Genomic DNA, 12,990 nt, shown 5'->3' on the forward strand with positions numbered 1-12,990 from the left:
TTTATTTCCCCTTCATTCGTTTCTTTCCTTCGCGACATATTTCTAGTAATCGGCACTCTTCACATTGTGGTCGCTGCGCCTTACAATAATAACGTCCGAAGAAAATCATACGGTGGTGTGTAACTCCCCACTCATCCATTGGAATTTTCTTCATCAATGTCTTTTCCACTTCTAACACAGAATCTTTCCATCTACAAATTGCTAACCGTTTACTCACTCTCTCTACATGCGTATCAACAGCAATCGCTGGAATCCCAAACGCTACCGAAACAACTACATTCGCTGTCTTTCTCCCTACTCCTGGTAACTTCGTCAGCTCGTCACGGTCTTCTGGAACTTTCCCGTTATACTCATCTAGCAACATCTGGCACAATTTTTGAATGTTTTTCGCCTTATTTCTAAACAATCCAATGGAACGTATATCTTGTTGTAATTCTTCTAAAGACACACTTAAATAATCTTCTGGTGTTTTATATTTTTGGAATAAGTTTTTCGTCACTTTATTCACAAGTGCATCTGTACATTGCGCAGATAATGCCACTGCGATTACAAGTTCAAATGGATTATCATGAATTAATTCACAATGCGCTTCTGGATACATATCCGCCATTGTATCTAAACAATAGCGAATTTGCGTTTTATTCAACATATCTTTCCTCCTACATTACTGCTCCAACCAATTGTAAAAAGGCACTTTCCCAGTAAATTTTGTTTCTTGTTTTGTTGTTTGTTGTGTACGTTGCTGATTCGCTCTAAATTTTTGGCCTTGATTTTGCGCTTGCTCTATCGTTTTAATTCCGTTCTTTTTCCACTCAAATAAAATACGATCAATATACCGGAAATTAAGTTTACCACTCATAACAGCTTCTCTGAGAGCAGCTTGAATTAAATTCGGATGATGTTGATCTTGATCTTCCCACATTCCTAATGTTTCACATTCAAACGGTGAGAGCGGTCTCCCAAATTCTTTTTCAAATACTGTATATAAATTTACTTGAAGTTTCTTTTTTTCTTGCTGTTCTTCCTCTATTGATTCATCCATTAAAAAATGCAATATTTTTTCCCAAAGTGGTTGTAAAGAATAACTTTCACACATCATCGCTTCTGATCTTTGTCCACCTTCTAGCGCTAAAAAACCTTTTTGGATTAATGTCTGAATCACTTCCATACATTTCATTTCTGTTATCGTCATCCGCTCTGAAATCTCTGAAGGAGTCGGGAACGAATTACCTGATTCTAAAAATGTGTGTACATGAAGTACCACCATAAATTCCGTTTCATTTAAGCCTAGCTTTTTATAATGCATCATAAGCAATTTAGGAATTGCTATGCTTCCCTGTTCAAACCATTGTAACATCATTTTCTTTTTCATCACCAAACACCTCGTTCTCTAGTATAACACACCTTCAGCCATTTCTTTTTGCCACAATTCGTCAAAAAACCTCCCTATATATAGGGAGGTTACTTGCCATTTACTACAAAAGACAGAAGATTACGCCTGTACTTTGCTTTTCATGAACGTATGAATTCGTTCTAATGCTTTCTCTACTTGCTCAAGAGATGTCGCATACGATAATCGAACGTTATTTGGTGCACCAAATCCTGTACCAGGAACAAGAGCTACTTTTTCCTCTTCTAATAATGCTTTTGCCCACTCATCAACTGTATCATACCCAGCTAAAGCTACGGCTTCTTTTACATTTGGGAATAAGTAAAAAGCACCTTGTGGTTTGATACAAGTGAAACCAGGGATTTGAATTAATTTATCATAAATAATGTTCAATCTTTCTTCAAACGCTTGACGCATTGTTTCTACAGGTTCTTGTGAGCCTGCATACGCAGCAATTGCACCGTATTGAGCAATTGAAGTAGGGTTTGACGTACTATGACTCGCTAAGTTCGTCATCGCTTTAATAAGCTGCTTATTTCCTGCTGCATATCCAATGCGCCATCCTGTCATAGAATGTGATTTAGATACACCATTAATAATAAGTGTTTGTTCTTTTAATGCATTAGAAAGCTGGGCAATTGAAGTATATTCTGCAGCACCATAAATTAATTTTTCATAAATTTCATCTGAAACGATTAAGATATTATGTTCTAAACACACTTCTCCAAGCTGTTGTAATTCTTCTTTGCTGTAAATCATTCCTGTTGGATTGCTCGGTGAATTAATAATAACTGCTTTCGTTTTCTCTGTAATTGCCCCACGCAGCTGCTTTGCTGTAATTTTGTACTCATTACCTTCTAGACCTTCTACATAAACTGGGTTACCACCAGCGAGTTTTACTTGTTCAGGATAACTTACCCAGTAAGGAGTTGGGATGATAACTTCATCTCCTTCATCAAGTAACACTTGGAATAATGTATATAATGCATGCTTGGCACCATTACATACAATAATTTCAGATGGATCATACGCAATTCCTTGATCGCGAGTAAATTTCTTCACAATTTCTTGTTTTAACGCTTGTAATCCACCTGTTGGTGTATACTTCGTATGTCCTTCTAACATCGCTTTATGCGCGGCATCCATAATATGTTCTGGTGTATTAAAGTCAGGTTCTCCTGCTCCTAATCCAATTACATCATGACCTTCTGCTTTTAATGCTTGTGCCTTTGCTGTAATTTCTAAAGTTGAAGACGGTGTTAAAGCAGCTACTCGCTTTGCTAATTTCATTTGTAGTTCCCCCTACATCTATTTTTCAATGCTGTAGTGTCCAGCATATGCACCATTTTGAACTTCTAGATAATAATACGTATAACGATCTTCCTGATCAATATATGTAATTTCCCACAACGGAATATCGTTTTCAGCACCTAATTTTACTTTTACAATTTGTTTTGGCTTCGGCTTAGGTTCAGCACCTTCTCCAGTCGCCTGTTCAGCCAATTTTTGCAAAGCTTCTTTTTCAGAAATACCTTCACTCTTTTTCTTCACAAGGACATTTCCTTTTTTATCAGGCACCCAAACAATAATTTGTTCTCCTTTTTCATCTACACCTTGCACGACTGTATATGAAGATTTTCCGTTATAATAATCAACAGCATTTACCTTTGTAAGCTTTGCCTTTTCTTTTGCAATTTCTACAGACTTTGACTCTTTTGGAATTTTCTTTTCCATTGCTTTATTATAAACATACGCCCCATATATTCCGCTAGCAACGATAACGATAATGATTGCAAAGATCCACTTTTTCATTGTATCACTACGTTCTGTAAATCGTAAATACAGCTATTTCTTTATCTTTTTCGTCTAATGCTAATCCGAACATGAGGTCCTGCTCTTTTAACGTACGATTCAAGCTATCAACAATTTTATACAAGTCAGACGAATATTTAATACGCGTCGTTGATAGGACTTCGATTTTCTTATCCATGAAAAAACTCCTCCGTTACACAAAAATTTCTAATTATAGAAGAACGCAATACGGTTACAATAAGAGTACATTCTTTACAACCCCTGCTTCATCACCCATCTATTATAGCAGGACATGTACAGCAAAAAAAGGTTTCAAATCGAAAAGCAATATATTTTGTATACAAGAAGTAAGAAAAATAAAATTCCTCCTACCCACATTTTTTACGCCTGAAGTTTAAGTGTACTTCAGGCGTATTTTTCTTCCAATTTTATTTATTTGGTCGTTCCTTTAATTGCTCTAACAATTCTTCTAAAGGTCCTTCATAGAGCGGGACAGTTGGGATTGATTGTAAAAAACGTTTTCCATAGGAAGAACTTGTCAAACGGCGATCTAGAACAAATACCGTTCCCGTATCTGTATTTGTTCTAATAAGACGACCGAATCCTTGTTTGAAACGTAATATCGCTTGTGGGAGCGCTAACTTAACGAATACGTCTTCTCCTTGATTTTTTAGCCACTCTCCTTTTGCTTCCATCATCGGCTGATTAGGAGGCGTAAAGGGCAGACGGACAATGACAAGGCAACTCAGAGCATCTCCAGGTATATCTATCCCTTCCCAAAAACTACTTGTTCCTAACAAAATCGATTTGTCGAACTCTTGAAATTTACGAATGAGGCGACTTCGGCTCTTATTATTCACACTTTGTGTTAATAATAAATATCCTTCTAATGAATCATCACTTTTCAAATTCGTATACGCTTCTTTCAACATTTCATACGAAGTAAATAAAACAAGCATTCTACCTTTTGTAGCTTTCGCTATTTTCGCAATATGTGCCGATACAGATTCAATATATTCCTCATTACTTGCTTGCTTAATAAAAGGCACATCAGTTGAAACCATTAATTTCATTTGTTCTTCAAAACGAAATGGTGATGGAACCTTTAATGTATTGGGCGCAAAATCATGCAAACCTAGCTCCTCTTTTATATAGTCGAATGAATCACTAACTGTTAACGTTGCTGATGTGAAAATAACACTCTTTTTTTCTGTTAAAAATTCATCAGCAAATCTTTCACTAATATGAACAGGCTGCGCATATAAAACTGTTGAATGAATCGTTCCCTTCGTTTCAGTCTCCATCCATGTCACGTATGAATTTTTTTCTAAAATGAGTAATTGTAAAGATTGTACCATCTTTCTCAACAACTCAATTAAGTGCATAAATTCACCTGTAACAACATGCATCTCCCATTCTAATTTACTTTGCAATATATCAACTTGCTTCTCAAGTGTAGTCACTAATTTTCTTACATCATATACAAAACGATTTGTTAACTCGGTAATGCTATCCCATAACTTACCTGTCTCTACTTCCGTGTTATATCGATAAATGAGCGGCATATTGCTCATCCCTTGTTCCTGCTTTGTTTGTTTAAATATGAAAGCACGTAACATTTGGAATAGTTCATCTGCATCAAATTTAAGTTCCTTCAAACTATGACTCACCATACGGAAAGTCGAACGAGAAGCTTGCTCTGATTTTTTCATCATTTTATATACTTTGGAAAGCACATCATCTGTTTCTAGCGTACCAAGACGAGATAAAGCTAATTGAAAATACATACATGAGAACTGTTCACCGAATGTTCTACTCGCCGCTTCCTCGATATGATGAGCTTCATCAAAAATAATATGTTCACATGAAGCAAACAGTGGTTCTTCACTTGAAAAATCTTGAAATAATAACGCATGATTTGTAATAACAATATCTGCAAACAATGCTTTATTCTTCGCTCGCTGATAAAAACAACGACTAAACCAGTTACTTTGCATCCCGCCTGGACTATATGCATCACTACAAATACGGTTCCAAAGTAACTTTCCGCCCTCAGGAATATTTAATTCATCACGATCGCCGGTTTCCGTTTGCAATAACCATACTAAAATTTTTGCCTTTGTGAGCGCCATATCATAATTTTTCTCTTCTTCTTGCAAAGCATATTCAAATTTATGTAGACAAAGATAATGCTTTCTTCCTTTCAGAAGAGCCACTTCAAATGAAAATGGCATTATTTTCTGTAATAACGGAATTTCTTTTTCTAGTATTTGTTGTTGCAATTGTACAGTTTGTGTACTTATAATGACAGGTTCTTCTTTTTTCTTTGCGAAATAAATACTTGGAAGTAAATACGCAAGCGTCTTCCCCGTACCTGTTCCTGCTTCAATCAGTGAAAACCTAGAATCTCTTAGCGCTGTATATATTTCCTTCATCATAATTTGTTGGCTTTCTCTTTTTTCAAACCTTGGCATATTCAATTCAAGTTTATCCATTGCCTTATGTAAGAAAGCATCAAATTTAGATGCGCATGTTTCACTGAGGCCTAAAGAATAATTCCGCTTTCGAATCGCAATATTTCGATACACTTCATACTCCTCTGCCCTTTCTTTACCATGCATCATTTTCTTTAAAATATTTTCAGAAAGTACATCAGCTATATCACTTTGGAAAACATCACTTAATTCATAAAGCGATTGTAATGTGACAAGTGGTAACTTTTCAATTTCACTTAAAAATTGTAAAAACAACTCCGCTGTTGCAAGAGCATCACTATCCGCACGATGTGGTTGATCGTGCTCTAGCTCATGCTGCTTAGCTAAATCACGTAATTTATAACTATCAGCTGTCGGCAAAAGAATTTGCGCCAATTCAACTGTATCAATTTTAGGACAATGCACTTCTGTATATCCAGCCTGCCTTAATTCTTCATTTAAAAAATTCCAATCAAAGTGAACGTTATGTGCAACAAAAGCCGCACCTTGTAATAGCTCAACAATCATCGGGGCTACATCTCGAAATAACGGGGCTTGCTTTACAAGATCTGCATCAATCCCAGTTAATTCTGTAATAAATAGGGGAATCTCTCTCTTCGGATTAATAAAAGATGAAAAAATCTCTAATATCTCTCCATCTTCCACTACAACAGCTGCAATTTGGGTGATTTTATCTTTCCCATCCTTCCAGGAGTTCCCTGTCGTCTCTAAATCAACAACGACATAACGCTTACTCATATATGTAACACCTCAATTTCTTACCTATCAAACACAAAAATTATATAATGTTACTATACCACGTTTTACCTCATCTTAATGAAAAGATGCACAAAAAAGCTATCTCCTTAATTAGAGATAGCCTTCCTACTTATAATATCGTGCCAGCTTTTTCAGCACCTAACATTTCAATAATTTGATTATCATCGTCTAATACTGCAATTTTCGGCTCTTGTTTATGAATATTTTCTTCTGCCACTAAACCATAGCAAATAATAATAACTTTATCACCCGGTTGTACAAGTCTTGCAGCTGCACCATTTAAACACACAACACCGCTACCGCGCTCTCCTTTAATAACATATGTCTCTAAGCGAGCTCCATTGTTGTTATTTACAATTTGTACTTTTTCATTTTCTACAATATTTACCGCATCCATTAAATCTTCATCAATTGTAATACTACCTACATAATTTAAATTTGCTTCTGTTACAGTTGCGCGATGTAACTTCGCTCTCATCATTGTGCGAAACATAGATGCTCCCCCTTATTTCCCCATTAATGTTATATTGTCAATTAATCGTACATGTTCAAACTTAACTGCAATCGCTAAAATGATTCTTCCTTCAATTTTATCTATTGCTTTTAATGAAGGATATGCATATAAATCAGCATAATCTACAGTGCCTTTCGTATACTTCTCAATATGCTCTTTCACAAGATTCATAATGATTTCTGGATTACGTTCGCCTGCCTCAATTCGTTCTTTCGCTATACATAGACTGCGGTATAAATGAGGAGCCTCTTCGCGTTCTTCTAGTGATAAATACACATTACGAGAACTTTTCGCTAATCCATCTTCTTCCCTTACAATATCAACTGGTACGATCGTAACGGGAATATTAAAATCAGTTACGAATCCTTCAATTACAGCTACTTGCTGTGCATCTTTCATACCGAAATAAGCACGCGTTGGCAATGTAATATTAAATAGTTTCATTAATACAGTCGCAACACCAGCGAAATGACCAGGTCTTTGTTTACCACATAATACATCGGTACGCTTCACAACTTCTACTGTTGTCGTTTGTTCTGCTGGATACATCTCTTCTACACTCGGATAAAATAAATAATCAACACCATTTTCTTTTGCTACATTTTCATCTCTATCAATATCACGTGGGTATCGATCTAAATCTTCATTTGGTCCAAATTGTAGTGGATTTACAAATACACTTAACACTACAATTTCATTTTCTTCCCTTGCCTTACGTAGTAACGTAGCATGCCCTTCGTGTAAATACCCCATCGTTGGAACAAAACCGATACTTTTTCCACTTGTACGAAGTTCGTTTGTAATTTGCTGCATCTCTTGCACTGTAGTTATGATTTTCATTATTGTTTTCCTCCGTATAACGCTAAGCATTCTTCCTCTTTCATTGTGAATGAATGTTTTTCTTCAGGAAATTGCCCTGTCTTTACTTCAGTAACGTATTGCGAAATCCCTCGCACAATCTCCTCTTGAACAGACGTATATTGCTTCACAAATTTCGGAACACGATTTACGCCGTACGAGATAAGATCATGATATACAAGAACTTGCCCATCTACTTTTTGTCCTGCTCCAATTCCGATTGTAGGAATTGTTAACTGCTCTGAAATAAGTTCTGCTAATTGCATTGGCACACACTCTAATACAAGTGCTATCGCACCAGCTTCCTCACATTTCTTTGCATCTTCTATTAATTTTTTTGCACTTTTAGCATCTTTCCCTTGTACTTTATACCCACCTAGCACTCCTACAGATTGAGGAGTTAAACCTAAATGCGCCACAACGGGAATTCCCGCATTCGTTAAGTAGTGAATAGTTGATATAACTTCTCCAGCACCTTCTACCTTTAATGCATGTGCCCCGCTCTCTTGAACAATGCGACGTGCATTAACCATCGTATCTTGCAATGAGACATGATAAGACATAAATGGCATATCAGTTACAATAAACGTCTCTTTCGCTCCGCGGCGTACAGCTTTCGTATGATGAATCATATCCTCTACAGTTACTGGAACTGTTGAATCATACCCAAGTACAACCATTCCTAGAGAATCACCCACTAAAATCATATCGACTTTAGCTTCTTCTGCTAATTTAGCAGATGGATAATCATACGCCGTTAGCATTGTAATCGGCTCACCTTGCTCTTTCATTTTCAAAAAATCTGTTTTTGTTTTCAAAAACTACTCCTCCTTTATGCAGGAGAGAGGAGATGGCCGAAATCATATAAAAAACCCCTCTGGCCATAAAAGGGCAGAAGGGTTGTGTGTTAGTCGGCATTATTCATCCCTCTGTCCCAGTCCGTTATTGGATCAAGGCAGAATCCAAATTATTATTTTTTCATACTGCGTGAAATAATGGTGCAGTTCGCTTTGATACTGCCCATATTCGAACTAATTATAGCAAACTCTGAAAAGGAATTGCTACATTTTTTCGAAAAAATAATTTTCTATCCCTATTACGGTATGTGAAATTTATTAGTATCTAAATAACAAAAAGAAGCTCCAAAATAGGAACTTCTTTTACTTAATTTCTATATCAGCAGAATGAATGTGGTGCACTTGTCCTTGATGATCCTCAAGTAATAATACACCATCCTCCGTAATCCCTTTTGCTAGCCCATTAATAGTTTCCTTCATCGTTCGAGCTGTAATTTCTTTTCCGATACTTACTGCGTAACTTTCCCAAAGAATTTTAATAACAGAGAAGCCATTTTTTAAATACTCTTCATACAATTTCTCTAGTTGCAAGAAAATTTGTTGCATAAGTTCCGCACGAACAATCGGCTTATCCGATTCAATTGCTAATGAAGTTGCAATTTGCTGAATTTCCTCATCAAAATGTTCTTGTTTCTGATTTGCATTAATGCCAATCCCCATAATAACAGCATTAATTTTATCTGGATCAGCTTGCATCTCTGTTAATATACCGACAGCTTTTTTACCTTGAATTAAAATATCATTTGGCCATTTAATCCCTACGTTTACACCGGTACATTTTTCAATTGCTTGCGCTACGCTAACAGCTGCTAATAAAGTAAGCTGTGGTGCATGATGAACTGGAATAGATGGACGCAAAATAATACTCATCCAAATTCCTGTTCCTTTTGGAGAATACCATTTTCTACTTAAACGTCCTCTACCTGCTGTTTGTTCTTCAGCAACGACAATTGTTCCCTCTTCTGCGCCTTCATAAGCAAGTCTCGCTGCAATATGCTGAGTAGATTCAACCGATTCTTCAAAATAAACCGTTCTACCGATACGCTCTGTTTGTAATCCTAATTGAATCTCATTAGCAGTTACTTTATCTGGTTTACTAGCAATTCGATACCCTAAGCGGCGTACAGCTTCTAGTTCATACCCTTCATTACGAAGGTCCTCCATATGCTTCCATACAGCGGTTCTCGAACAGCCAAGTTTGTCACTAAGTGTTTGACCAGATACAAATGCACCATCTGCTTCAGAAAAAACTTGTAATAACTGCTTTCTTATAGTAGATTGCATCTTTGTAGCCACTCCCTTATATTCTCTTTCTTATTAACTAAATCTCCTTGTACGATTGCTTCTTCAATATTTTGAAGCATTTCGGCAACCCACGGACCTGGCTTTTTATCTGCCCAGCTTAATAAATCATTACCAGTCACATTCATTTCTTGACGATTTTTTATCGGCAATGCATGAAATAATGATTGTACTTGCTTAACAGACGCACTATTATAACTTTCTATTATCGCTTCATATACTCTTTCCGCCATCTCAGCGATGCGAATTCCAGTTTTATAAAGAAGGATTGTATCCCACTCCTTCTCCTTTCTAGAACGAATTGCTAATAAAACCGCTACGATATCTTTAATCTTTTTATTCGAGAACTTCCATTGACGTAAAAAGACAGATGGATGCTCTTCTCCGATACAATATAAGAAAAATGCCCACGCCTCAACGTCTGTTTCGAAAGAATCCCATTTATACTGCGTAGCTTTCAAGAGTCTTTCTTCTGACATTTGCAAATATGGCAGATGAGAAAATAGCTTCGTTTCTACTAACTCTTGAAGACCATTCACACAATATGTACCGGTCAACAATTTTTCAAATTCAACTGTAATTCTTTCAATCGCTATATGTTCGAGCAAATGCCCATACGTTTCAATTGCTTGTTTCGTCTTTATTTCCAAAGAGAAACCTAACGTACTTACGAACCGAATACCACGCATCATTCGCAGTGCATCTTCTTGAAAACGGTCTGCAGCATCTCCAACCGTTGTAATTTCCTTCAGACGAATCGCTTCTTTTCCAGCAAATAAATCAACCATTTCGCCTTCCTCTGTCATTGCAATTGCATTCATCGTGAAATCACGTCGTTTTAAATCCTCTTCTAATGAACGGACAAATTGAACACTACTAGGTCTCCGAAAATCTTCATATTCGCTTTCTGTTCGAAAAGTAGTTACCTCATACGGTTCACCATTTTCTACAACAATTACAGTTCCATGCTCAAGACCAACCGGAACATGTCTTGGGAAAATAGCCATTACTTCTTCTGGTAAAGCAGATGTTGCGATATCGATATCTCCAATCGGTCTATCGATAATAAGATCGCGTACACTTCCACCAACGAAGTAAGCCTCATGTCCGTGCTGTTTTAATATCTCAATAATTGAACTAGCTTTTTTAAATCTTTCCATTCTTGTCATCCCTTAGTATGTCATAATAAATCGCCTCATACTGTGAAACGATTTTTTCCGAACGAAACTGCTCATATACAGATTTCATCGCTCGCTCTCCCATATTACGGTGAAGTTCTTCATTTTCTAGTAGTTGAATTGCTTGCTTAGCTATTCCATCTGTATCTCCAACTTCACATATATATCCTGTCTCACCATGTTGAATGACCTCTGGAATGCCCCCAACCCTCGTTCCGATACTAGGCACACCACACGCCATCGCTTCTAATATAACGAGACCAAAACTTTCCTTTTCTGATAAAAGTAGCATTAAATCACTCATCGCAAGAAGCTCTGCAACATTATCTTGCTTTCCTAGGAATAAGACACGTTCCTCAATATGTAAACTTTTCACCAATTGTAAAATAGTACAGAACTCTGGTCCATCACCAACAAGAAGCAATTTCGCATCTACTTCCTTTACAATTTTGGCAAATGACTGCACAACATCTTGTACACGCTTAACCTTTCGGAAATTTGAAATATGAATCAACACTTTTTCATTTTCTCGTATACCATATTCTTTTTTTAATTGAGACATATCACGCTTGAAATAAACACGTTCGTCTACAAAATTGTATACCGTCTCAATTTCTTTATCTGGTTTTACAAGTTCATTCGTTTCTTCAATTAACGAATGTGACACAGCTGTAACAACATCAGATTGTTCAATACCAAAGCGAATTAAATTATTTAACGAAGGGTCGGAACCTAACACAGTAATATCCGTTCCATGTAAGGTTGTAACAATTTTAATACGCTCCCCAATCATTTGTTTTGCTAAATATGCACAAATAGCATGAGGGATTGCATAATGCACATGTAAAATATCAAGGTTTTCTCTTTGAGCAACCTCTGCCATTTTACTCGCTAATGCTAAATCGTAAGGTGGATATTGAAAAACAGAATATTGATTTACTGTTACTTCGTGAAAATAAATGTTCGGGTACACTTTATTCAACCGAAATGGTACACCCGATGTAATAAAATGAATTTCATGTCCGCGTTCCGCCAATTGCTTTCCTAACTCTGTCCCAACAACCCCAGAACCACCTACAGAAGGATAACATGTAATACCTATTTTCAATTTCATTTACATCCCCCTATTAAATCAGCATGTAATAAAACCGGCTTCTTACTCATAAATCCTTCGGCATACAGCACTCCAACTTCTTTCCCAAACATCTTCTCCCGAGCGATTACAGTTTCAACGTATCCTTCGGTTAATGGCGTCTTAACACCATCACTCCCTGTTGAAAACTGACTTTCATACGCTTCTAACGCTTCCACCTTTTTAGAAAGGTATTCACTAATATCTATACAAAAATTCGGTTTATGAAAACCATTAATTATATAATTATAAAAAGACTCTACACGGTGCGGCGGAAGTTCAGGCATATATTTACGAATTCCCGCTGAAAAGATAGCTTCTTCCACAAGTTTCGCGCAATTAGCATGGTCTGGATGACGATCTTCGTAATATGGTGCGAAAATTAGTGTTGGTTTATATGTACGAATAATCTTTACAATTTCACGTATATACTCTTCTTTCATATACAAACCACGGTCTGGCATCGCTAAATTAATTCTCGTTTTTACTCCCATAATACGAGCTGCAGCCTTTGCTTCTTCTTTTCTTAGTTCTACCGTTCCATTTGAAGAAAGATCAGCTTCTGTTAAATCGCAAATGCCTACTTCATATCCTTGTTTCGTATACTTTGCAATGGTACCTGCCATGCCAATTTCCACATCATCGGCATGAGCACCAAACGCTAATATATGTAATCCACTCATAATTGTTCCC

General features: G+C 36.6%; 13 protein-coding genes. All 13 read right to left on the minus strand.

Features of this window, described 5'->3' with window-relative positions:
- Window position 1 precedes the first annotated feature (1 nt).
- Window positions 2–649 (minus strand): endonuclease III, encoded by a 648-nt coding sequence (gene nth, locus JTF23_RS01520; protein ID WP_204207952.1) that lies wholly within the window; start codon window positions 647–649, stop codon window positions 2–4.
- A gap of 15 nt (window positions 650–664) precedes the next feature.
- Window positions 665–1,372, minus strand: a complete 708-nt coding sequence (gene dnaD, locus JTF23_RS01525) for a DNA replication protein DnaD (protein WP_078181042.1) — start codon at window positions 1,370–1,372, stop codon at window positions 665–667.
- 120 nt (window positions 1,373–1,492) lie between these two features.
- On the minus strand, window positions 1,493–2,680 hold the full coding sequence (aspB, locus tag JTF23_RS01530; protein ID WP_204207953.1) for a pyridoxal phosphate-dependent aminotransferase: 1,188 nt from the start codon (window positions 2,678–2,680) through the stop codon (window positions 1,493–1,495).
- An 18-nt stretch (window positions 2,681–2,698) separates the two neighbouring features.
- Window positions 2,699–3,202 carry a cell wall elongation regulator TseB-like domain-containing protein gene (locus JTF23_RS01535; RefSeq protein WP_204207954.1) on the minus strand — a complete coding sequence of 168 codons (504 nt, stop codon included), beginning with the start codon at window positions 3,200–3,202 and terminating at the stop codon, window positions 2,699–2,701.
- A 7-nt stretch (window positions 3,203–3,209) separates the two neighbouring features.
- Window positions 3,210–3,380, minus strand: coding sequence for a YpmA family protein (locus tag JTF23_RS01540; protein ID WP_000358351.1), 171 nt, complete (start codon window positions 3,378–3,380; stop codon window positions 3,210–3,212).
- 250 nt (window positions 3,381–3,630) lie between these two features.
- Window positions 3,631–6,435, minus strand: a complete 2,805-nt coding sequence (gene dinG, locus JTF23_RS01545; RefSeq protein ID WP_204207955.1) for an ATP-dependent DNA helicase DinG — start codon at window positions 6,433–6,435, stop codon at window positions 3,631–3,633.
- Between the two features lie 130 nt (window positions 6,436–6,565).
- On the minus strand, window positions 6,566–6,949 hold the full coding sequence (panD, locus tag JTF23_RS01550; protein WP_000490176.1) for an aspartate 1-decarboxylase: 384 nt from the start codon (window positions 6,947–6,949) through the stop codon (window positions 6,566–6,568).
- 12 nt (window positions 6,950–6,961) lie between these two features.
- Window positions 6,962–7,810: a pantoate--beta-alanine ligase gene (panC, locus tag JTF23_RS01555; protein WP_002158568.1), complete on the minus strand. Its 849-nt coding sequence runs from the start codon at window positions 7,808–7,810 to the stop codon at window positions 6,962–6,964.
- A complete protein-coding gene (gene panB, locus JTF23_RS01560) occupies window positions 7,810–8,646 on the minus strand; it encodes a 3-methyl-2-oxobutanoate hydroxymethyltransferase (RefSeq protein ID WP_193645906.1) in 837 nt (278 codons plus the stop codon). The genes panC and panB overlap by 1 nt, the downstream gene beginning before the upstream one ends.
- A 342-nt stretch (window positions 8,647–8,988) precedes the next feature.
- Window positions 8,989–9,969, minus strand: a complete 981-nt coding sequence (locus JTF23_RS01565) for a biotin--[acetyl-CoA-carboxylase] ligase (protein WP_002201125.1) — start codon at window positions 9,967–9,969, stop codon at window positions 8,989–8,991.
- Window positions 9,954–11,147: a CCA tRNA nucleotidyltransferase gene (locus JTF23_RS01570; protein WP_002202602.1), complete on the minus strand. Its 1,194-nt coding sequence runs from the start codon at window positions 11,145–11,147 to the stop codon at window positions 9,954–9,956. The genes JTF23_RS01565 and JTF23_RS01570 overlap by 16 nt, the downstream gene beginning before the upstream one ends.
- Window positions 11,134–12,279: an N-acetyl-alpha-D-glucosaminyl L-malate synthase BshA gene (gene bshA / locus JTF23_RS01575; protein WP_002086596.1), complete on the minus strand. Its 1,146-nt coding sequence runs from the start codon at window positions 12,277–12,279 to the stop codon at window positions 11,134–11,136. The genes JTF23_RS01570 and bshA overlap by 14 nt, the downstream gene beginning before the upstream one ends.
- Complete coding sequence (gene bshB1 / locus JTF23_RS01580) at window positions 12,276–12,980, minus strand: bacillithiol biosynthesis deacetylase BshB1 (RefSeq protein ID WP_002202604.1); 705 nt, start codon at window positions 12,978–12,980, stop codon at window positions 12,276–12,278. The genes bshA and bshB1 overlap by 4 nt, the downstream gene beginning before the upstream one ends.
- Window positions 12,981–12,990 lie beyond the last annotated feature (10 nt).

The sequence above is a fragment of the Bacillus sp. RIT 809 genome, assembly GCF_016892495.1.
Classification (GTDB): domain Bacteria; phylum Bacillota; class Bacilli; order Bacillales; family Bacillaceae_G; genus Bacillus_A; species Bacillus_A cereus_U.

Excerpts from the sequence above, each read along its gene's own strand:
- nth (WP_204207952.1), bottom strand. The coding sequence starts at position 649 with ATGTTGAATAAAACGCAAATTCGCTATTGTTTAGATACAATGGCGGAT.
- dnaD (WP_078181042.1), bottom strand. The coding sequence starts at position 1,372 with ATGAAAAAGAAAATGATGTTACAATGGTTTGAACAGGGAAGCATAGCA.
- aspB (WP_204207953.1), bottom strand. The coding sequence starts at position 2,680 with ATGAAATTAGCAAAGCGAGTAGCTGCTTTAACACCGTCTTCAACTTTA.
- JTF23_RS01535 (WP_204207954.1), bottom strand. The coding sequence starts at position 3,202 with ATGAAAAAGTGGATCTTTGCAATCATTATCGTTATCGTTGCTAGCGGA.
- JTF23_RS01540 (WP_000358351.1), bottom strand. The coding sequence starts at position 3,380 with ATGGATAAGAAAATCGAAGTCCTATCAACGACGCGTATTAAATATTCG.
- dinG (WP_204207955.1), bottom strand. The coding sequence starts at position 6,435 with ATGAGTAAGCGTTATGTCGTTGTTGATTTAGAGACGACAGGGAACTCC.
- panD (WP_000490176.1), bottom strand. The coding sequence starts at position 6,949 with ATGTTTCGCACAATGATGAGAGCGAAGTTACATCGCGCAACTGTAACA.
- panC (WP_002158568.1), bottom strand. The coding sequence starts at position 7,810 with ATGAAAATCATAACTACAGTGCAAGAGATGCAGCAAATTACAAACGAA.
- JTF23_RS01565 (WP_002201125.1), bottom strand. The coding sequence starts at position 9,969 with ATGCAATCTACTATAAGAAAGCAGTTATTACAAGTTTTTTCTGAAGCA.
- JTF23_RS01570 (WP_002202602.1), bottom strand. The coding sequence starts at position 11,147 with ATGGAAAGATTTAAAAAAGCTAGTTCAATTATTGAGATATTAAAACAG.
- bshA (WP_002086596.1), bottom strand. The coding sequence starts at position 12,279 with ATGAAATTGAAAATAGGTATTACATGTTATCCTTCTGTAGGTGGTTCT.
- bshB1 (WP_002202604.1), bottom strand. The coding sequence starts at position 12,980 with ATGAGTGGATTACATATATTAGCGTTTGGTGCTCATGCCGATGATGTG.